The following is a 19801-nucleotide window of genomic DNA, read 5'->3' as shown; positions in this document are numbered from 1 at the left end:
TCACTGGTTAGCCACCTGTAATGTCATGTCACGTGCCTGTTCGCGACCGTAATGGGCGATCAAGGCAATCACATCTTCCATGTCAGCTAGCGAGGTGGTGGGATTAAGCAGCGTAAATTTCAGGTACTGGCGGCCATCCACTTTGGTACCGGCAATCACCGCATTACCGGAACGGAACAGGGCCTTGCGGATACCGGCATTGATGGCGTCCAGCTGTACCGGATTCATGCCGGGGCGCGGCACGAAGCGGAAGATTTGGGTGGTCAGTTCAGGCGCGTGCAGGACCTCAATCACCGGATGGGCTTTCAGCAACTGATGGGTTGCCTGGGTTAGCGTAATAAGGCTGTCAAACGCCTCCCCCAGCTTCGTCGGCCCCATGATGCGCAAGGTCAGCCACATTTTCAGCGCGTCAAACCGGCGCGTGGTCTGAATACTTTTATTCACCAGGTTTGGCGTCCCTTCCTGCTGAGCGCTGAGCGGATTAAGGTAATCAGCATGGTGCGTCACGTGGCTGAGGTGCTGTTTGTCGCGCACGAAGAACGCGCCGCAACTCACGGTCTGGAAGAACGACTTGTGATAATCCACCGTCACCGAGTCGGCTTTTTCAATACCGTTGAGGCGCTGGCGATGCGCTTCCGAAACCAACAGACCGCAACCGTACGCCGCGTCGACGTGCATCCAGATGCCGTGCTGCTGACACAGTGTCGCGATGGTTTCCAGCGGATCGATGCTGCCGAAATCGGTGGTGCCGCTGGTGGCAACGACGGCAATCGGGATCAGGCCCTGCTCGTGGCAACGCGCAATCTCGTGCGCAAGCTGCACGCTGTCCATGCGGTAATCGTCGTCGTAATCCACCGGAATGACCGCATCGTAGCCCAGCCCGAGAATGGCCATCGATTTCTGAATGCTGAAGTGGCTCAGTCTGGAGGTCAGGACGCGCCATTTGGCGGCATCGGCCGGCAGGCCCTGATGTTTGATCAGATGGCCCGGATGATGTGCGGCGCACCAGCTGTCGCGTGCCAGCAGCATCGCCATCAGGTTTGACTGCGTCCCACCGCTGGTAAAGATGCCGTCGGCGCTCGCCGGCAGACCGATGCGGCTCAGCGTCCAGTCAATAACCTTCTGTTCAATCAGCGTTCCGCCCGCGCTCTGATCCCAGGTGTCCACGGAGCTGTTGACCGCGGCCATGATTTGCTCCGCCAGCAGCGATGGCAGTACCACCGGGCAGTTAAGGTGCGCCACGTATTTGGGGTGATGGAACCAGACGGCATCACGCAGATACAGTGACCCTAACTCTTCCAGCGCAGCCTCATTATTTCCCAGCGGCTGGTCAAGATCGACGGCGCTAAAAGCCGGGGCCAGCTCGTGAGGCAGGATACCGCTGAAGGGTTTCTCAACGCGCTGAACGGTGTGGGTGATCAGCGTCAGCGCCTCCTGCGTTTGCTGATGCCAGGCCGAAATTTGCGCATCATTGAAAATAAAGTCCTGAGCAGTAAGGACCGCATCAGACAGCTGTCGGTGAGGCACCGACGGGTTTTGCTTACGTACCACCATATCCCGTTCCTTTATTAAAGGCGTAAGCCGCCCAGCCACCGTTTAAAAAGGGCAGCAGCCTGCGCCAGACCACGCGAGTCAATTCAGATTCAGTAACCTTTAGCCGAGACGGCTCACCCATGAGGTCAAAATTTTTGAGAATTTATGTTCACAAAAAAGCTAAAAAACTACATTTTATGTGGTTTATTTGTATTAAATAAGCAGTTGTTAATGACAATAACAATATAAATAATAATCATTATCATTCAATATTTGGAAGGGCGAGTTTTCTCATAAGGATGACTAATGTCAATTTATGTGATCTTTGTCACATAAATTGACCTGAGGAAGATAAGGGATGTTGGTTGCATTAGGCAGAATCGCACTTTCCTGCCGCCTTAGAACGCCAGGTGGATCGCGTTTTCCACCAGGCCGACGCAGGGTTAACAGCGGGATGCTCAACGATAAAACGGCGATAGCGATCTGCTGTGTGTCCAGCCAGAACAGGCTGCGGTGGCTTAAATGGCTTACAGGCGAGCAGGTAGAAGACGTGAACAGGCAGATGGGTATAAGACGCGCTATCCACGGGCTTTCGCCACATGGATGATCATCCTGCCTGCCCCACGCGTTCTGATGCAGAAGAGACTCACGGCGACGCTGTCGTGGCAGCAGAAGCGTCAAAAGCACCTGACGTTTCGTCACATAACGCGTCGGCCTGGGCGATTTACAGCACGCCGGTTTCAACCTGGAAATGACGGTGCTCACCGGGCATCAACGCCATCAACGTACCGGCGCGTTGTGCCGCTGCAAAGCCTTCTGGACGGCAGGTGGCGGGCAGTACGTAGGCAGCAACCTGCTGATCCGCATTATGCAGTATCCAGCGCGTCGCATGCGGAAACTGCGCGGTGGAAAAGCGGGTCATCAGGGCATAACCGGCCGGGGAATGGAGTTCAAACTGAACGTTCTCACCGTATTGCGCCAGATGATCGGCGAAGAAGACAATCTCCGGATCGTACATTGCAGGTTGATCCAACTGCCTGAACGCGGTGGGATCGCGGGCCAGGGAGTCGGTAAATGCGGTCCACTGAGGAGTGGGCCGCACATGTGCCGGAACAGAACGGCGCAACTGAAACGCCTCGTCAGGAATCGTCTGTTTAAACTGCCCTTGCTCAACCCACGCGCTGTTGATGTGACACATGTATTGCAACGGCATCGGTGCGCCAGCCAGATTTGTCACGGTCATCTCCAGCATCAGCCGCGCCTGATCGGCCCTTAGCCGTACCGCCGGTGCCGCCAGATAATGGTGACCAAACCCCTTGATGTATTCGGTTTCGCCTTCGACAGAAAGACGCTCATCCTCCAGCACTATCCATGCGGAATCCATGCGGGCGCAGGCCATTTCGCCGTGAAGCGGATGCGAGTCTTCCGCGCCAGGGCAGCCATTCGCCAGCAGACCAGAATGAAAGGCAAAACAGCCGTACGTGTCGATGATGGAGTCGCCCGGCAGCGGCTGTTTAAACCGGTGCCCCATGGTCAGCGAACGGCCGTCAAAATTCACATCCCATACCATCTGGCCCAGAAAGGGCAACACAATCACCGTGCCCCGCCGGTTGTGAATGCGAATGGCCTCAATGCCCGCAGGATAGCGAAACAGCTCGATCCTGAAATCCTCGCTCTCCAGCAGCAGCGTGGGCGTGGCGGAAAACTGTTCACGGCGCAGCGGTAAACGGGTTTTCATAGCCCCTCCTCCGCCAGGTTTGCGCGATGACGCGGCTGCTTTTTATGGCGCAGTTCGCCCCAAAAATAGAAGCCAACCCAGGCAAAACACAGCAGCGACACGCCAAATGCCAGCTGCATCGATCCCAGATGGTCGGAAACAAAGCCCTGCAAGGCGGGCACAAATGCCGCCCCGACGATCGACATCACAATAAACGCGCCGGCGACTTCAGTGTATTTACTGTCTACCGTTGCGAGCGTACCGGCATAGATCGTGGCCCAGCAGGGACCAAACAGCACGCTAACAAACACGGCGGCATAAACAGCGGTAAAATTGGGCACCAGCATGACGTAGGCCAGCGTTATCATGCCTAAAACAGAAAAGACGATAAGGACTTTCTCTGGCCGGAAACGTGTCATCAAAATGTTGGCGACAAACTTGCCAATAAAGAAACACATAAAGCTGTAAATCATAAAGCTGGACGCTTCACGCTCATTGGTCGCCCCCAGCGTCAGGGCCAGACGAATGGTAAAGGACCACACTGCAACCTGCATGCCGACGTACAGAAACTGCGCCAGAATACCGCGTTTAAAATGGCGATTTTTTGCCAGATAGCGGAAGGTTTCGCCCAGCGTCGGCAACGTTTTTTCGTTGCTTTGCGGCTTGCAGCGCGGATAACGGGTGAACATAAACAGCAGCATGACGACCACCAGCACCATCACCAGATATTTATACGGTTCCAGAGTGTGTTCCAGCATCGATAAGCGGAACGCGTGGGCCTGCTCCGCCGTCATGTTTGCCATCTGTGTTTGCAGGCTTTCCCCATCCTGAAATACCAGATATTTTCCCAACACAATGCCCATCAGGGCACCTAGCGGATAGAAGGTCTGGCTGATATTAAGACGCAGCGTGGCATGTTGGCGATGACCAATCATTGAGCTGTAGGTATTCGCCGCCGTTTCCAGGAAGCTTAACCCAATGGCAATAGCAAAAATCGCTGCCAGAAACATGGTATAGGTTGCCATGTGCGAGGCGGGGTAAAACAGCATACAGCCGACGATATACAGCGCCAGTCCGGTTAAAATCGCCAGCTTGTAACTGGTTTTGCGGATCACCAGCGAGGCCGGAATCGCAATCAAAAAATAGCCGCCGTAGAAGGCGCTCTGCACCAGGGCACTGGCAAAATCGCTCAGGGCGAACACACTTTTAAATTGCGTAATCAGAATGTCATTCAGGCTTGCCGCACAGCCCCACAACGGGAACAGACAGGAAAGCAGAATAAACTGGAACAGCGGGGTCTTATTTAGATAACCGTCATCTTGCTGAACAATGTTCTGGTGCATGGCCGTACCTCATTGAAGGTCGAGAAAGCGCTCAAAAGCGGTTGAGTCAGGATAAGAACGCTGCGTACCGCGTGCCGTGACGCTACAGGCCGCGTAGGCAGAGGCTTTCGCCATGGCGGCAGGAATATCACCGGTTTTCACCAGTTCGTAGGCAAAACAGCCAATAAACGCATCACCGGCACCGCTGGTATCCAGCGCTTTAACCGGCACAGGGTCAACCTGATGACAGTCATCGCCGGTCATCCACAGCGATCCGCGGCTGCCCAGGGTCACGATCAGATTCTTTAGGCCACGTTTTAGTAAGGACGCGCCTGCCCGCCTCACTTCATCCGCCGTCCCCACCGGCATTCCAGTCAGGATTTCCAGCTCCGTTTCATTGGGCATAAAAAAGTCACACTGGCAGGCATACGCGATATCCAGTTCAGCCAGGGCGGGGGCAGGATTGAGGATGACGCGGATAGCATTTTGGCGGGCAAAATCGATCGCGTAGTAAACGGTTTCCAGCGGAATTTCCAGCTGCAGAATGATTAACCGGCAGCCCTTCAGCGCCTCAGCCGCAGCATCGATGTCCGCGGGCTTGAGATGTTGATTCGCGCCTTTAATAATCAAGATGCGGTTTTGCGATTGGTCATCAACAAAGATGGGGGCCACACCGCTGGAGACACCGGCCTCGGTGGTGACGAAACGCGTATCCACGCCCTGCTGTTGCAGATTGGCTAACGTAGTGGGCGCAAACAGGTCGTCGCCCACTTTGCTGACCATCATTACCTTGCCACCCAGCTTTGCTGCCGCCACGGCCTGATTGGCCCCTTTACCGCCACAACCCATTGCAAAATCGGGCGCTTCCAGCGTTTCCCCCGCCTTGGGAAAACTGTTGGTATAGGTGATTAAATCCACCATGTTTGAACCGATAACCGCAATGTCCATTCTTCCCCCGGTAAAAGACTGCTAAAATGTTATAAAAATAACACTAACAATTCATAGAGGTTAATTATGTGATAAATTTCACATATATTGTGACATAATTGATCGATAAAGCCGGAATGCGCCTGGGTTTAATGTTAATATTATAACAAAAACCCGTGACGCGAAGGCGGGCATTCAGTGGCCACAGCCCGGGTTTGCGGGGTGAAGGCATTGCGGGTAAGATAAAAATCTTGCCTGAAAAGCCTGCAACGCCTTAAATTTTTTGAAATTTGTTATGGGCTGAGTAAAAACGCGGCGGTTTTAGGTAAGGTTAACGGCGCGCCAGCGATGTGACAGCCAGGACGCATGACGTCTTCTTCAAGGAATACAGGTTTAGAGATGACAATGGAAACCCGCCGCGACGAACGCATTCGTAAACTGGCTCTGGCACTTAAGCGCACCGATAAATTACATCTGAAAGATGCGGCACAGCTGCTGGACGTATCGGAAATGACCGTACGTCGGGACTTAAGTGAACCGACCTCAAGCGTGGTATTGCTGGGCGGTTATATCGTCAGCGATCCGCGCAACCATCCCGGGCACTATTTCATCTCCGATCAACACGGACAAAATGCAGCCAGAAAGCAGCGACTCGCTCAGGCTGCCGCCAGCCTGATTAGTGAAAACGACACGGTGTTTTTTGACTGCGGTACCACCCTGCCCTATGTCGTGGATGCAATTCCGGATGCCCTGCCCTTTACCGCCATCTGCTGTGCCATGAATACCTTTCTGGCGCTGAAAGAGAAACCGGCCTGCAATGTGATCCTGAGCGGCGGTGAATTTCATGCCGACAATGCCCTGTTCACGCCCGTGGGCGGGCATTCCATTCTGGATGACCTCTGTCCCACCCTGGCGTTTATCTCTGCGGCGGGCGTGGATAAAGATCAGGGGGCGACCTGCTATAACCTCAACGAACTGCCGATGAAGCACCATGCCATGCTGCGCGCCCGCCAGCGTATTCTGGTCGCCGACAGCAGCAAATATGGCAAAGTCCTGCCTGCGCGCATTGCCGAGCTGTCCCGCTTTGATTTACTGGTCAGCGACAGCGCGCCTGAACCGGCACTGGGTCAGTGGTTAACGCAACAGCATATTCCCGTCCGCCTTCCCTGACGTCGTTTTGTCACGCACTGGCAATGACCTGCTGCTACGCTCAGGTGGATTCATGTCACCTGCGCTATATACGCACGTCACCGGAAGCGGCCTTTTGCCGCCCGGTCGGACAGCGGACACAAATCAAACAGTTATGCCAAACTGCGCCCCGGCACGGAATTATCCCGGCGCATCGGCTGTGAATAGGCAGCGAAAAAGGCTAAACTTCGACATCATCCACACGACAAACAGACCCAGAGGCTCAATACAACGTGGCTCAATTCGTCTATAGCATGCATCGCGTCGGCAAAGTAGTTCCGCCAAAGCGACATATTCTGAAGAACATCTCCCTTAGCTTTTTCCCTGGCGCAAAAATTGGCGTGCTCGGCCTGAACGGTGCGGGTAAATCTACGCTGCTGCGCATCATGGCCGGTATCGATAAAGATATCGAAGGGGAAGCCCGCCCGCAGCCCGGCCTTAAAATCGGCTATCTGCCGCAGGAACCGCAGCTTAACCTTGAGCACACCGTGCGCGAGTCCGTGGAAGAAGCGCTGGCCGAAGTAGTCGGGGCGCTGAAACGTCTTGACGAGGTGTATGCTTTATACGCCGAAGAAGATGCAGATTTCGATAAGCTGGCTGCCGAGCAGGGACGGCTGGAAGAGATCATTCAGGCGCATGACGGCCATAATCTGAACACCCAGTTGGAACGCGCCGCCGACGCCCTGCGCCTGCCCGACTGGGACGCAAAAATTGCGAACCTGTCCGGAGGTGAACGCCGCCGTGTCGCCCTGTGCCGCCTGCTGCTGGAAAAACCCGACATGCTGCTGCTGGACGAACCGACGAACCACCTGGATGCAGAATCTGTCGCCTGGCTGGAGCGTTTCCTGCACGACTTCGAAGGCACCGTGGTGGCGATTACCCACGACCGTTACTTCCTTGATAACGTTGCAGGCTGGATTCTGGAGCTGGACCGCGGCGAAGGCATTCCGTGGGAAGGGAACTACTCCTCATGGCTGGAGCAGAAAGATGCCCGTCTGGCACAGGAAGCCTCTTCCGAAGCCGCACGTCGCAAATCTATCGAGAAAGAGCTGGAGTGGGTGCGCAAAGGGCCAAAAGGCCAGCAGTCCAAAGGTAAAGCCCGTCTGGCTCGCTTTGAAGAACTGAACAACACCGACTACCAGAAACGTAACGAAACCAACGAACTGTTTATTCCGCCGGGTGCCCGTCTGGGTGACAAGGTGCTGGAAGTCAGCAACCTGCGTAAATCTTACGGCGACCGCGTACTGATCGACGGCCTGTCGTTCTCTGTACCGAAAGGGGCCATCGTCGGCATCATCGGCCCGAACGGCGCCGGTAAGTCGACTCTGTTCCGCATGATGTCCGGTCAGGAACAACCGGATTCCGGCGAGATTGTGCTGGGTGAAACCGTGAAGCTGGCCTCTGTCGATCAGTTCCGCGACAGCATGGATAATGCCAAAACCGTATGGGAAGAAGTCTCTGGCGGTCAGGACATTATGCGTATCGGCAACACCGAAATGCCAAGCCGCGCCTATGTAGGACGCTTTAACTTTAAAGGCGTGGATCAGGGCAAACGCGTGGGCGAGTTGTCCGGTGGTGAGCGTGGTCGTCTGCATCTGGCAAAACTGCTGCAGGTGGGCGGCAACATGCTGCTGCTCGATGAGCCAACCAACGACCTGGACATTGAAACCCTGCGCGCGCTGGAAAACGCCCTGCTTGAGTTCCCTGGCTGCGCCATGGTGATCTCGCATGACCGTTGGTTCCTTGACCGTATCGCGACCCACATTCTGGATTATCAGGATGAGGGCAAGATCGAATTCTTTGAAGGTAACTTTACCGAATACGAAGAGTACAAGAAACGCACGCTGGGCGCAGATGCGCTGGAGCCGAAACGTATCAAGTACAAGCGTATTACTAAGTAATTGCGGGGCGGCAGCGATGCCGCCCTTCTCTTTTCTTCAGCGGTAAAATTCGCGGAACACAGGCGACTGCAAAGCAAATTCAATATATTTCATCAGCGCAGGCGAGTTCAGTTTACGACTGGGATACACCAGCCACAGTTCATTCCCCTCCATTTCCCATTCCGGCAGCACCGTTACCAGACGCGCATCGCCCCTGTCGCCGTCCGTTAAAAAGCGGGGTAGCAGTGTGATGCCGGCACATCCCAACGCCGACTCGCGGGCATAGAGTAAATTATCGGTAAGGTGCGCAGGCGGAAGCAGCCAACGATGATATTGATCGTCGCGTTTCAGCACCCACTCGTTCCAGGCCCGGTGCGCAATACAGCGATGCGCGGCCAACTGTTGGGGATGGGTAATCGGCGGATGCTGGTCCAGATAAGCTTGCGCGGCCACCAGCGAGCGCTGGCAGTAGCCGACGCGGCGACCAATCAGGGACGACTCCTGCGGCTGACCGGTGCGCAAGGCCAGATCAAAGCCGTCCTGCACCAGATCGCGAATATCATCCGAGACAGAGATATCCAGCGTGACGTCAGGATAATGGCGTAAAAACGCAGCGTTGCAGCGGGCCAGCAAGGTTGCGCCAATGCCCGCCGGGCTGGTGATGCGCAGGCGACCGCTGGGATTTTCCCGTAGACTGGCAATGGCCTGTTCGGCGCGCTCGCTGGCCTGCATCATCTCCTGGCAGTGCAGCAGATAGCGTTCCCCTGCAAAGGTCAGGTTGAGCTGGCGCGTGGTGCGGTTTAACAACCGGATGCCCAGCCGCTGTTCAAGCTGGCTAATCCGCTGGCTGACGCTGGATTTCGGTAAGCCTGCCCGTTCTGCCGCGGCGGTAAAACTGCCGCACTCCGCTACTAACGCAAACAGCGCCATATCCTGCCACTGACGAAACGCCATTGTTCACCTCAGACGAACACTGTAATAACTATTGTCCATCTTATCAGCATCGCCTCGGGGTTCTACACTTTAGAGAACACTACAGGAGAGAAATTATGTCTGTTCGCGCAATTGCTGTTGATCCAGAAAACCCAAAAAACTTCGTTGAAATTTTCCCGGAAACCCTCACGCCAGGCGAGTATGACCTGCGCGTTCAGGTGAAAGCCGCCTCGGTCAATCCGGTCGATACCAAAGTTCACAAAGGGGCGATCAAAAATGGTTTGCAGGTACCACGTATTCTCGGCTGGGATGCCAGCGGCGTCGTGCTGGAAACCGGCAGTAAAGTCAGCGGCTTTAAGCCGGGCGATGAAGTGTACTATGCGGGCGATATTACTCGTCCGGGCAGTAACAGCACGGAGCAGTTGGTCGATTCACGTATCACCGGTCACAAACCGAAAAAACTCGACTGGGCTGCTTCTGCGGCTATCCCGTTGACGGCGCTGACCGCATGGGAAGGCCTGTTTGAACGGCTGGATATGGCTGCGGCGCGTGAGGATCAAACGCTGTTGATCGTGGGCGGTGCAGGCGGCGTAGGTTCACTGGCAATTCCTCTGGCGAAAATGCGCAGTAAAGCCAAAGTGATCGCCACCGCGTCACGGGACGATTCCGTCCAGTGGTGCCGCGATCGCGGAGCCGATCTGGTGATCAACTACAAAGACATGGCTGCTGAGCTGGAAAAGCACGGCATTAAGCAGGTTGATTATATTTTTTGTCTCAACGACACCGATGGCCACTGGGACACCATGAGCCAGCTTATTGCTCCTCAGGGCCACATCTGCACCATTGTTGAGAACGAACATCCACTGTCGATGGATCAACTGAAGCTAAAAAGCGCCGCGCTGCACTTTGAGTTTATGTACACACGCAGCATGTACAACACGCCGGACATGGCGCAGCAGGGGGAAATCCTGAATGCCGTCGCCGACCTGCTGGACGACGGCAAGCTGCAAAGCACGCTGAACGAAACGCTTCACGGCCTGAGTGTGGAAACGCTTGAGGCTGCCCACCAGCGCGTGCTGGAAGGCCATATGCGCGGCAAGGTCGTCATGGTTTACTGATGACGCAGACGGGTGGCAGCCAATGCGACCACCCGCGCGCGGCGGGTTCACGGTGAGCCAGAAGCCAGGTTCAGGTTGGCCGTGAACGCCTGGGGATTCCCTTGGTCGTCCAGCGCGGTGAAGTTAAGCACAGCGTTGCCTGTCGCTAAAAGCGGCGAGTCACCAAGTAGGGGATAACGTTTACTGGCGAAAGGTGCCAGCGTTTTATCCCCGTCCAGGTAAACAGGATAATGTTTTCCGCCCGCCGTCGCCGTCATCTTCCCTGGGGTAAAAAAGTAACGGCTCTGATTGCTGGCCTGAATAAAAAACTGCCCTTGTGTTTTCCTGATCTGAAACGTAACCGCCTTAACGCGTGCCGCAAAAGGCACCGAATCCGTAAACGGGCGATTAATCACTTTAAGCTGGGTGTTCAGCGCCACACTGATCTTATCGTTGCCCGCCCGCAGACTGCTTTTTTTCACTGAACTGATTTCGTAAAGATTGAGCCAGTAAAGGGATTCCCGATCGGTGGGAAGCTGTGCGGCCAGCTCGGTGCGCAAAACCGCGATCTGTTTTTTTTCATCCTTGTTCAGCGTAAAAACCCCGGGGAGCGCGACAAAAGGAAAGGCTTTACTGCCGGGCGATGTTTCCGGTGAGCCGCCGTCGACCCAGGTCTGGATCAGGACAGGAGATTCACCGCTGTTGACCAACAACAGCGGGACTTGCACCTCGCCGGGATGAAAGATGATTCGGCTTTGCTGCGGAATAACCGCGGCCTGGGAGTGAGTAATGATGCACATGACGAGCAGCAGGATCTTTTTCATATTATTGCAGCCGAATGAGGATCGAGGCCGTCGCATCAACATTGCCCGCCGTGACCGTTTGTCCAGGAAGCTTTGCAAGACTGGCAGTGAAATTACGCTGATACAGCGTTTCGTCACTCGGCTGACCGCTGCTAATAACCTGCGCGTCCTCCAGCACCGGCCGCCATCCTGCATTGCTGCTAAAACTGCTCCAGCTCAGAAACGATACCGCACTTCCCCCGGAGGTTTTCAGCTGAATCCCCACGCCTTTCGCCAGTGAAGGCAAACTGTCATAGTGATCGGACACCAGGTAGCTGGAAATCCCACTTCCAGACGTCAGACCTAACTGCTGTACCTGCAACCACGCGGCGTAGCTGGGTTGAAATCCCAGTGACAGTTGGCCTGAATTTATCCCGGAAATCTTATCTGTCCCCGCCGCGCAGGCCAGCGTAATGCTGAGCGGAGCCGTCGCGGTTTGCCCTTCATTGAGGGCATTAATACTGATACTGGGGAAAATCACGTTCGCGGTGTAATTTTCAACCCGGCAGCCCTGGGTGAGGTTTTGCGTCAGGGTGGCCACCGGCGCGGTATTCATACCGAAAGCCATATAGCGTCCGGACCCCCAGGTTTCAAAATGATTCCAGCTGTCCTGGCCCGCTTCGGGCACATCCATCCCCGGCCCCATAAACACCACATAGCCGTTCGGCTGATTGCAGTTATACGAGCCGGTATAATTGTCCGCCGCCGCCGCCGGGCATCCCCACGACGAATAACCCGGCGTGCGATTGTTTTCAGAGGTACGGATCAATTCGGCGCTGATGGGGCTGAAATCCCGCCCGCGGATCAGGATTTTATTCCCCTGAATGTCATACTGCGTCAGCGGCACTTTTTGCCAGATACGGGTAAAAGCCTTACCGCTTCGCACATGAATCAGCTTTAACGCGGTGAAGGGAAAATAAGTCTGAAAATAACCGCCGCCCATGTCCCAGGCTCCGCCAACGTTACTGTCGCCATTGGTGGCGAAGACTTCAAACAGCTGGTCTTTATCTGCCAGATCGCATTGATATAACACGCGATCCGGATTGGCATTGTTGATGGCCGGTACCACACGAAATACCGAGCGGGCCAGCACGGTGCCTGCGGGCTGATAACGTAGATTCATCAAGCCGATATTGCCGAAATTCAGGGACGCTCCGCAGGCATCACATCCCTGATCGACCGGATTCACCCGCGTGCAGGTGGCATGAGCGGGTAGCCATGCCGCCAAAAGAAAGCATGCCATCACAGCTAAAACGTACTTCATCGTTAACACCTTACATTTTAAAAACGACATACAGCATCCGCGTAGGTAATCACCGCATCGGGTTTAGGTTTTGGGATGTGGTAGTCAATCAAACAGGATGCTTTCGCGTCCTCTCCCCATACGGCTTTCAACTGTCCCTGGGTTTTCGCGACGCGTAACCAGGCATTGCCGCCCTGACCAAACGTCCCCACCCGGTTGCCTGCATCGTCGAGCAGATCCGCCCCCACCGGCACCGTCGTCTCGCGATTGGTGCGGGTCTTTAACATGACCGGATAACCGCGTAAGGTCCTGAACGTCACCTTCACCATCGCACCGGCATAAGGCGCGACGATTTTTTCACTGTCCTGAATCTCGACATGGCTATCGCTGCCGCTGGCCCCCAACGAAATACTGTTGTAGTGATAAGGGTTGAGCGACGGCACCAGGGCATAACCAAAGCGATCGATTTCGGTGCCCTGGCTATTCAAAATGCGAGCATTCCTGGCCCCTTTCGCTTCGACAAGGGCAAAGGTGTCACCCAGATAATTGCCCAGCGTTACACCACCGCTGTGGATCACCGCCGCGCCCATCGCATTGACGGACATCTGTTTAAACCGTGAGGATGTGGATGCCGTACCGGTCAGACTGGCTTCTGAGAGTTTTTTGCCCAGGCTGCCACTTAACGTTGTGTCGCGCTGTTGCTGATCACGATTGATATTCAGGCTGTAGCTGGTGCCGCTCTCGCCGCTTATTCCGCTGAGTGAGGCGTTATAGTTACTGCCATTTTGGCTTCCACGGGTTCCCCCCAGCGCTAAATAAGGCGACGTGGCTTCTGAGCCTAACGGAACCGAGATGCTGACCTGAAACTGGGTATCTTTATAAAAGGTGTCGTCTGAATGTTGCGACATCACGGCCATACGCGGATCGCTTGAGTAAGCTCTGCGCGAATACTGGCGGGACAGGGAAATATTCAGCGCGATATTTTTTGGCAGCACGGTGCCATAGCCAATCTGAAACTGCGTATTGCGTGAACGGCCGTCGTAGTAATTTTGCTTCGAGCCGGAAATATAGATATTTCCCAACTCACCCAGCGTCTGGTTAACCGTCATCTGCAGGCGATTACGCTGCATATATTCGCTACTGATATTGTTACGGCCCGGCGTTTCTGCATTATTTAATGCAATAACATCATTGAGATCCCGATAGCCCTGGGTGGAATACTGATAGCCGGCAAACGTCAGCGTGGTCTGGGTAGGCTGGAAGGTACGACTGTAGCTGAGTTCGTAGCGCCATCCCTCGGTCGTCTCGCCGCCGTTCAGGTCGGCTTCAGAGTAGGCGCTGTTGAAGCCAACGGCACCGAAATCGGACGCCCAAACGCCACCGGCCAGCACCGCATGATAGTGCTCACCTAGACGCGCGCCACCGTTAAGAGTAATGGCGTTTGTCAGGCCATGCTTAACGGTTAACTCTGTAAACGTATTGTATTGACTGTAATCCCTGACTTTACCGGCCGCAAAGTTGTAGTCGGTTCGGCCTGGACGCAGCGACTGCGGTAACACCGCATAGGGCACGCTAAACTGATGGAGGCTGCCGTCAGACTCCTGAACCTCAACCTTGAGATCGCCGCCATAGCTGACCGGGCTGAGATCGTTGATGACAAACGGCCCCGGCGGCACGGTGGTTTGGTAGATCCGCTGTTTGCCCTGCCAGACGGTCACGCGTGCGTTGCTGTTTGCTACGCCACGCACGACCGGGGCGTAGCCCCGAACAGAATCGGGCAGCATACGGTCGTCCGAGTCCAGACTCACGCCGTTGAAACTGACGGCATTAAACAAGTCGCCCTGACTAAAAAGCTCCCCCAGCCCGACCTCACTTTGCAACGAGGGCAATGCCCGCTGCACCCAGGCTCTGGCACTTTGCCAGCGATTACCCCATTCGTCATGGGTCAGGTTTCCCTGCTGACGAAAACGCCACATTCCCACGTTCATACCACTGTTGATGCCCAGATAGGTGGATTCAAAACGCTGCGCATTTTTGTAATCTGAATAGAACTGGTTAAGGTTGTAATTCACGAACGCCATGGTCGAGCCAGCCGTCAGGTTTTCCGGCGCGATATAGCCCACAGGCCGCTGAACCAGCATCGCCTGGGGGATGGATACGTCGACGCGTAAGCTGGCGGTATTGACGTTAACGGCGGCGCCGGGTAAAAGCGCGTCTGGCCGGACGCAGCCTGTCGCCTTCAGGGCAGACAAATAATGCGCTTTGACACCAAACGCGTGATAAAACGGCGACGGAAGACACACGGAGAGCGGTCCGCCTGCCCGCACGATCTGTAAGGTTGTGGATTGTTGAAACTTACCATTGAGGTAAAGTTCCACATCATAACGACCCGGCTGAAACCAGGCATCCTGCGCATCATCCGGCATCGCAACCTGTCCCGGCATCATTTCGCGCACTAATGAAGGATCAAACGTATAGTCATCCTGCGCATCAGCCGCCTGACTTTCCCTGGCAGGGATCAGACTGAACGCGAACAATAAGAATAAGGAAGCTTTATTCATTTCGGCTATTTTTCGTTCAGGTTTATTTTTTCGTCAGCACCAAAATCGTTGATCAGGAGGGCGGTAAGGGCGTATCCCACCAGGGATGACGAACTGTGCAGCGTGACCTTGCTTTCACTAAACGGCGCGAGCGTTACGGCATCGTCCCAGGCAATCGTCTTATTTCCCTTAATCAGTGAAAACGCGCGAATATTGGCGTAAAAAGGAGAGGCATTTTTGAAGAGAATATCTCGCCCCTGAATACGATAAGAAAGCGCCTGCCTGACGTTATCCACAGAGAAATCGAGTTGCCTGGGACGAACGATGACTTTTACCCTGTTCTTAATAATCAGATAGAGTTTATTTTTATCTTCATCGCCCTTTTTCACAGAGGGGATTTCTGTATAGTCCATGTAGAACAGCGACTCTCTGTCCTGCGGTAAATTATTCTCGGTGACTTTGACTTTCACCGTTTGACCGGCGGCTGGCGCTATGCGAAAAATTTGCGGCAGCGCCACAAAGGGCAGTGTGGACGCCGCGTCAGGATTAATCGCCTGAATTTGAATAAGCGCAGGCTGATCGCCCGCATTGGTAAACTGAATGGTTTTTTCATTTTTCGCACCATCAATAATTATCCGGGTGCCATTCAGCACGACGCTTGCCTGACAAAGGGGAGCGGATAAAGCCAGAAACAGAATAACAAGAGACTTGAACACAGGTTTCTCCTGCCCCCTCGGCTAAAGGGGGCCTGATAGTTATGGATAGCTAACAGAATATTGAACGCTACTCAAAACCGTACCCGCTCCAGCGCTTCCAGAGTCGCTGTAATATTCGACTGAAAAATTTTGTGATGCACTGGTGCTACCACTGGCCAGCGACATGCCGTTTACGGTCGCCGTGCCACCTGACAGATTGATTGTTTTGTCACTACTATCCAGCAAACGCAGTGCGACGTTCGTCGCTGTGCCGGTATTTAATAAATCCCCCGTGGAGGAAATATTATTTCCCGCCAGATTGATATTAATTGCCTGGGTTGTACCCGCCGCCGGCGCAACACAGCCCGTTAAATTGATCGTAAAGGGTGTTTTACCGGCGGTGGATTTCGCCGCGTTCAACGAGGCTGTCGATACCGTGGGCAGCAGAATAATCGGACTACCGGTTGCATCGTTTATATTAACGTTACAGGTTTGCGCGTTGACTTCACCCTGAAAGCGAATCGTATTTTGCGATGCGGCAAAGGTGTTATAAGAAAGTAAACTTACACCGCACAAAGCAAAATGCATACAGCGTGATAAAGACCAGGCTTTCATTGATTCCCTCTTATTATTTAGGTTGATAACATGCTCATTGGCAGGGGAATCATAAGGGGCGAAATTGCGAAGCTGTATGTGAAGTGTTCTGACCTTATGTGAACAAGACCTTAAGAAGATTTAATTTTATTAAAATCAAAGGCATAAAGTTATCCCTGTGTTGCAGAAAAGATAAATTTCATAAGATAACTACAGGTCCAACGTTTATGCTCTGCACGGCTTATCGGCTATTTTTTGGTCGTTTTATTTTTCACAAATGAAGAGCGGAACAGGACCAGAATAAAATACCCATGTATCGATGCCCGTCCGTTTAATGACGAAAGGGAATGTCGCCCCCACGGTGATAAAAAACGCCGGAAGCCATTTTTCTTGTTGCTCAATACTCATTTGATTATCCGGGGATGGCTCAATCAATGTCGACTGCGCGAGATAAAGATCGCCATCACGATGATAATTAAACCGGATAATTTTACTCAGGCTGATGGCTTTTTGATTATCGCCGGTCAATCGCCCCGCTAAGGATAAAACGCCGTGCCCGTTGCGCATATCGTGAGAAACGATCAGTGAAAATCTTTCACCGCTTCTTATGTAATTGATGTTTGCAATGCAATGAATATAATCCTGGCGAAAAAAAAGCATCACAACACCGGCTACGGCCATCGTCAGCACAGCCATCCAAAACGTCAACTTCACCACTTTCTCCTTATATAATAATACGACACACAGTCAGGCGAACCGAATAGTGAAATTGCGTTTTTACATTGCAATACGGAGATTCGTTCACCGTTGGTAAAGGCGGTGATATAAATCTTCCTTCTTTCCGTGCATCCCGAATGAATATCAATAGCGATGCGGGCCACTAAACTGTTATCTGCTTTTTCATTACCGTATATTTCGCATCCATTCATATCAAACCGCTTTACGAAATCCATCTCCTTCCGGTAAAGGGAAAAGGTCACAATGGCCATACCACACATCACAATCGTCATAACCGTCAGCACAACCATAAGCAGGTTGCGTGTGTAGATGGCCTGTTGAGCAGGCAACTCTCCGACGGCTAACGCGGCAGACTCTGGATAGCCGGTATTATAAGCTGCCCCGGATGCATTATGCAGCGCATCGGTAACCGGCTTTTCTGACATATTCTCATCGACCTGAAGAGCAGGCTCAGGAATATGTTGGGGAACGTCCTGCCCACTGGCCTGGCTTAAATCTGGCGTGCCAGCGTCTTCTGTAGATACGGTTTCCAGTCCCTCTGCTGATAATGGCGTATTATCCGGAATAGCCGCTACAGGCACGCTTGTCGATTCTTCAATCAGAATGGCATTTGACAGCATAAAGCCGCGGCGCGGAATGGTTCTGATCACATCCTGCCGAATACCAGATGCCAGTAGCGCTTTTCTGACCAAAGAAATACTTTGATATAAGGCATTCGCACTGACCTCCATCCCAAATCTACGCCAGGCATACTGGTAAAAAGACTCATGATCGACAATTTCACCCTGACGTGCGATCAGTAATTCAAAACAATAAGAGGCAGAAGAATGCAACTTCAACGTCTGATTATGACTGATTATTTCCCTTTTCCCAGGATAAAATACCGCATCACTACCAATACTGATCTTTTTCATGTCGTTACATCCGGGTATATCATTATTTATATCTTATGAATATTCCCTTAATATAAACCAGTTAAAAATATTGAACTTACATTTAACATAAACACACAGAAGAAATGAAATAACATCAGTATTTAAATACGTAATAATGTTGCCGCAGAATTCAAAAAAATTTTTTTTGTTTGACTTTGTTACGGACGATATTCGGTTGCGCACGACGATGTGAAAGGCCTTATTTCCCAGCAACAGGCCGGAAAAATCGCCATTATTATAAAGATAACACAAGGAGAAAGGGTCAGAGATACGGCTATCCTCCGGCCCTTTATGTCGGTAAACAGATTGTCTCAGAGCGCGCTTTGCTCGCCCAGCATACCTTTCACCAGCTCAATACAACGCAGGAAGCGCGTGTCATAATCTTCTTCCTGCACATGGACGAAGTCGATGTTGTTTTCACGCAGCATGGATATCAACATGGTCTGGAACTCACGGCGATCCACAGAGCTGCCCAGGCTGCGCAAGCCATCGGCCACCCAGGGCACGTTATTCTCCAGCAGAATCACCAGGTCGAAACGGTATTCATCAATCATCGCCTGAACAAACGGATGCTCGCGCCCTTCATACTTTTTACAAAAGGCCTGCGTGGTGACGAAATCGGTATCGATAAACGCCACTTTATTGGCATATTTCACCGCAAAATCAATGTACTGCGCATGACCGAGCGCGATTTTATCGTAGTCAGAATATTGCAGCGCCATCTCATCGCCGCCCAGGTGAGAAAAGACGTAATCCCGCCCATATTCCCATGCGCTGGAGGTGTTGAAGATGTTTGCGAGCTTGTTCACCAGCATGGATTTGCCGCTCGACTCGCCGCCCAGAATGGCCACGGTACGCACAAAAAACGGTTTCACTTCAGTGGGGATGTAATCCCAAAAACGGAAGGGGTCCTGACGAATCTGCGTGCCGCTGATATTCATAAAGGATCGGTTCGGATCGATCAGCACCGTCTGAATGCCCAGATGTTGCTGATACATCTCGGCGTCCGGCGCTTCACTGGTATAGATACAGTCAGCCGCAATCCCCTGCTCATCCAGGAAGGTTTTCACCCCTGCGCTCCACACATCCCAGCCATGCGGATAGGGTTCAATCCCCTCTTCATCGAAAGCATGGATACGAATGTTTTTCTGATATTTGAAGGTTTGCAGTAACCAACGCAGGCGATCGCTGACCGTGGGCTGTTGCGACATGGCGCTGTTTTCAAACAGGTCACGATCGCGCGGTTCGTCATAGCCCATGATGATATGCAGCTCATCCACCTGGCTACAGGCGCGCTGAATCAGATAAATATGGCCAGTGTGCAGCGGATAAAACTTACCAAATATCACGCCGATTTTTTTATCCCGGCGGGGAAATTCCAGGCCGAGAAAGCGGTGCAAGGCTTCCAGCTTTTGGGCGCTGGGGCTTTTAATTTTCGCGTTAAGCAGTTGGCTTAAATACCCTTTGGTCATGCCACTGGCATCGGCCACCTGTTGGAGCGTGTGGCCCTGCTGGCGAATGGCCGTTTTTAAATAATCAAACGCCGACATGTGGTGCCTCCTGCAAGAAATGATCAAAGACGTGAGGACGTTTGTCCCTCACCTGCCCTTTTGTATA

Annotated in this window: 17 protein-coding genes; 3 read left to right on the top strand and 14 right to left on the bottom strand. The window is 53.2% G+C overall.

Features of this window, described 5'->3' with window-relative positions:
• The 5 genes from FBY13_RS04260 to rbsK form a co-directional block, all read right to left on the bottom strand.
• On the bottom strand, positions 1-1554 hold the full coding sequence (locus FBY13_RS04260; RefSeq protein WP_145393582.1) for an aspartate aminotransferase family protein: 1554 nt from the start codon (positions 1552-1554) through the stop codon (positions 1-3).
• Between the two features lie 349 nt (positions 1555-1903).
• Positions 1904-2134, bottom strand: coding sequence for a hypothetical protein (locus tag FBY13_RS04255; protein WP_145393581.1), 231 nt, complete (start codon positions 2132-2134; stop codon positions 1904-1906).
• Positions 2135-2257: 123 nt separating this feature from the next.
• Complete coding sequence (locus FBY13_RS04250) at positions 2258-3271, bottom strand: aldose 1-epimerase family protein (RefSeq protein WP_145393580.1); 1014 nt, start codon at positions 3269-3271, stop codon at positions 2258-2260.
• Positions 3268-4593 (bottom strand): L-fucose:H+ symporter permease, encoded by a 1326-nt coding sequence (gene fucP / locus FBY13_RS04245; RefSeq protein ID WP_145393579.1) that lies wholly within the window; start codon positions 4591-4593, stop codon positions 3268-3270. Before fucP ends, FBY13_RS04250 begins: the two co-directional genes overlap by 4 nt.
• A gap of 9 nt (positions 4594-4602) precedes the next feature.
• Complete coding sequence (gene rbsK / locus FBY13_RS04240; protein WP_145393578.1) at positions 4603-5520, bottom strand: ribokinase; 918 nt, start codon at positions 5518-5520, stop codon at positions 4603-4605.
• Positions 5521-5904: 384 nt separating this feature from the next.
• On the opposite strand from rbsK, the gene deoR reads away from it, so the two are divergent.
• Both deoR and ettA read left to right on the top strand, forming a co-directional pair.
• Positions 5905-6669, top strand: coding sequence for a DNA-binding transcriptional repressor DeoR (gene deoR, locus FBY13_RS04235; protein WP_109716586.1), 765 nt, complete (start codon positions 5905-5907; stop codon positions 6667-6669).
• Between the two features lie 251 nt (positions 6670-6920).
• Positions 6921-8588, top strand: coding sequence for an energy-dependent translational throttle protein EttA (ettA, locus tag FBY13_RS04230; RefSeq protein WP_063878322.1), 1668 nt, complete (start codon positions 6921-6923; stop codon positions 8586-8588).
• Positions 8589-8624: 36 nt separating this feature from the next.
• Here the strand turns inward: ettA and FBY13_RS04225 are convergent, their stop codons facing one another.
• Positions 8625-9521, bottom strand: coding sequence for a LysR family transcriptional regulator (locus tag FBY13_RS04225; RefSeq protein ID WP_063878321.1), 897 nt, complete (start codon positions 9519-9521; stop codon positions 8625-8627).
• 95 nt (positions 9522-9616) lie between these two features.
• On the opposite strand from FBY13_RS04225, the gene FBY13_RS04220 reads away from it, so the two are divergent.
• Positions 9617-10618, top strand: a complete 1002-nt coding sequence (locus FBY13_RS04220) for a zinc-binding alcohol dehydrogenase family protein (protein ID WP_145393577.1) — start codon at positions 9617-9619, stop codon at positions 10616-10618.
• A 47-nt stretch (positions 10619-10665) separates the two neighbouring features.
• Here FBY13_RS04220 and FBY13_RS04215 read toward each other — a convergent pair whose 3' ends face one another.
• The 8 genes from FBY13_RS04215 to nadR all read right to left on the bottom strand — a co-directional run bounded on the left by FBY13_RS04215 (position 10666) and on the right by nadR (position 19734).
• Positions 10666-11421 carry a molecular chaperone gene (locus FBY13_RS04215; RefSeq protein ID WP_254354065.1) on the bottom strand — a complete coding sequence of 252 codons (756 nt, stop codon included), beginning with the start codon at positions 11419-11421 and terminating at the stop codon, positions 10666-10668.
• 1 nt (position 11422) lies between these two features.
• The gene (locus tag FBY13_RS04210) at positions 11423-12703 is read right to left on the bottom strand and encodes a fimbrial protein (RefSeq protein WP_145393575.1); all 1281 of its coding nucleotides are present in this window, start codon (positions 12701-12703) and stop codon (positions 11423-11425) included.
• A 17-nt stretch (positions 12704-12720) separates the two neighbouring features.
• Complete coding sequence (locus tag FBY13_RS04205) at positions 12721-15243, bottom strand: fimbria/pilus outer membrane usher protein (RefSeq protein ID WP_145393574.1); 2523 nt, start codon at positions 15241-15243, stop codon at positions 12721-12723.
• A 5-nt stretch (positions 15244-15248) separates the two neighbouring features.
• Positions 15249-15938, bottom strand: a complete 690-nt coding sequence (locus FBY13_RS04200; RefSeq protein WP_063878317.1) for a molecular chaperone — start codon at positions 15936-15938, stop codon at positions 15249-15251.
• A 39-nt stretch (positions 15939-15977) separates the two neighbouring features.
• Entirely contained in the window at positions 15978-16532 is a 555-nt protein-coding gene (locus tag FBY13_RS04195) for a fimbrial protein (RefSeq protein WP_145393573.1), read from the bottom strand.
• A 243-nt stretch (positions 16533-16775) separates the two neighbouring features.
• Positions 16776-17225 (bottom strand): hypothetical protein, encoded by a 450-nt coding sequence (locus tag FBY13_RS04190; RefSeq protein WP_186440783.1) that lies wholly within the window; start codon positions 17223-17225, stop codon positions 16776-16778.
• Positions 17222-18163 carry a winged helix-turn-helix domain-containing protein gene (locus tag FBY13_RS04185; RefSeq protein WP_145393571.1) on the bottom strand — a complete coding sequence of 314 codons (942 nt, stop codon included), beginning with the start codon at positions 18161-18163 and terminating at the stop codon, positions 17222-17224. The genes FBY13_RS04190 and FBY13_RS04185 overlap by 4 nt, the downstream gene beginning before the upstream one ends.
• A gap of 332 nt (positions 18164-18495) precedes the next feature.
• Entirely contained in the window at positions 18496-19734 is a 1239-nt protein-coding gene (gene nadR / locus FBY13_RS04180; protein ID WP_063878313.1) for a multifunctional transcriptional regulator/nicotinamide-nucleotide adenylyltransferase/ribosylnicotinamide kinase NadR, read from the bottom strand.
• Positions 19735-19801 lie beyond the last annotated feature (67 nt).

Source organism: Pantoea sp. SJZ147, assembly GCF_007828605.1.
In the GTDB taxonomy this organism is placed as follows: domain Bacteria; phylum Pseudomonadota; class Gammaproteobacteria; order Enterobacterales; family Enterobacteriaceae; genus Pantoea; species Pantoea allii.
The sequence above is the reverse complement of the archived record's forward strand: the minus strand, read 5'-3'. Positions and strand labels throughout refer to the sequence as shown.

Coding starts and splice junctions, on each gene's coding strand:
- FBY13_RS04260 (WP_145393582.1), bottom strand. CDS start 1,554: ATGGTGGTACGTAAGCAAAACCCGTCGGTGCCTCACCGACAGCTGTCT.
- FBY13_RS04255 (WP_145393581.1), bottom strand. CDS start 2,134: ATGTGGCGAAAGCCCGTGGATAGCGCGTCTTATACCCATCTGCCTGTT.
- FBY13_RS04250 (WP_145393580.1), bottom strand. CDS start 3,271: ATGAAAACCCGTTTACCGCTGCGCCGTGAACAGTTTTCCGCCACGCCC.
- fucP (WP_145393579.1), bottom strand. CDS start 4,593: ATGCACCAGAACATTGTTCAGCAAGATGACGGTTATCTAAATAAGACC.
- rbsK (WP_145393578.1), bottom strand. CDS start 5,520: ATGGACATTGCGGTTATCGGTTCAAACATGGTGGATTTAATCACCTAT.
- deoR (WP_109716586.1), top strand. CDS start 5,905: ATGGAAACCCGCCGCGACGAACGCATTCGTAAACTGGCTCTGGCACTT.
- FBY13_RS04225 (WP_063878321.1), bottom strand. CDS start 9,521: ATGGCGTTTCGTCAGTGGCAGGATATGGCGCTGTTTGCGTTAGTAGCG.
- FBY13_RS04220 (WP_145393577.1), top strand. CDS start 9,617: ATGTCTGTTCGCGCAATTGCTGTTGATCCAGAAAACCCAAAAAACTTC.
- FBY13_RS04215 (WP_254354065.1), bottom strand. CDS start 11,421: ATGAAAAAGATCCTGCTGCTCGTCATGTGCATCATTACTCACTCCCAG.
- FBY13_RS04210 (WP_145393575.1), bottom strand. CDS start 12,703: ATGAAGTACGTTTTAGCTGTGATGGCATGCTTTCTTTTGGCGGCATGG.
- FBY13_RS04205 (WP_145393574.1), bottom strand. CDS start 15,243: ATGAATAAAGCTTCCTTATTCTTATTGTTCGCGTTCAGTCTGATCCCT.
- FBY13_RS04195 (WP_145393573.1), bottom strand. CDS start 16,532: ATGAAAGCCTGGTCTTTATCACGCTGTATGCATTTTGCTTTGTGCGGT.
- FBY13_RS04185 (WP_145393571.1), bottom strand. CDS start 18,163: ATGAAAAAGATCAGTATTGGTAGTGATGCGGTATTTTATCCTGGGAAA.
- nadR (WP_063878313.1), bottom strand. CDS start 19,734: ATGTCGGCGTTTGATTATTTAAAAACGGCCATTCGCCAGCAGGGCCAC.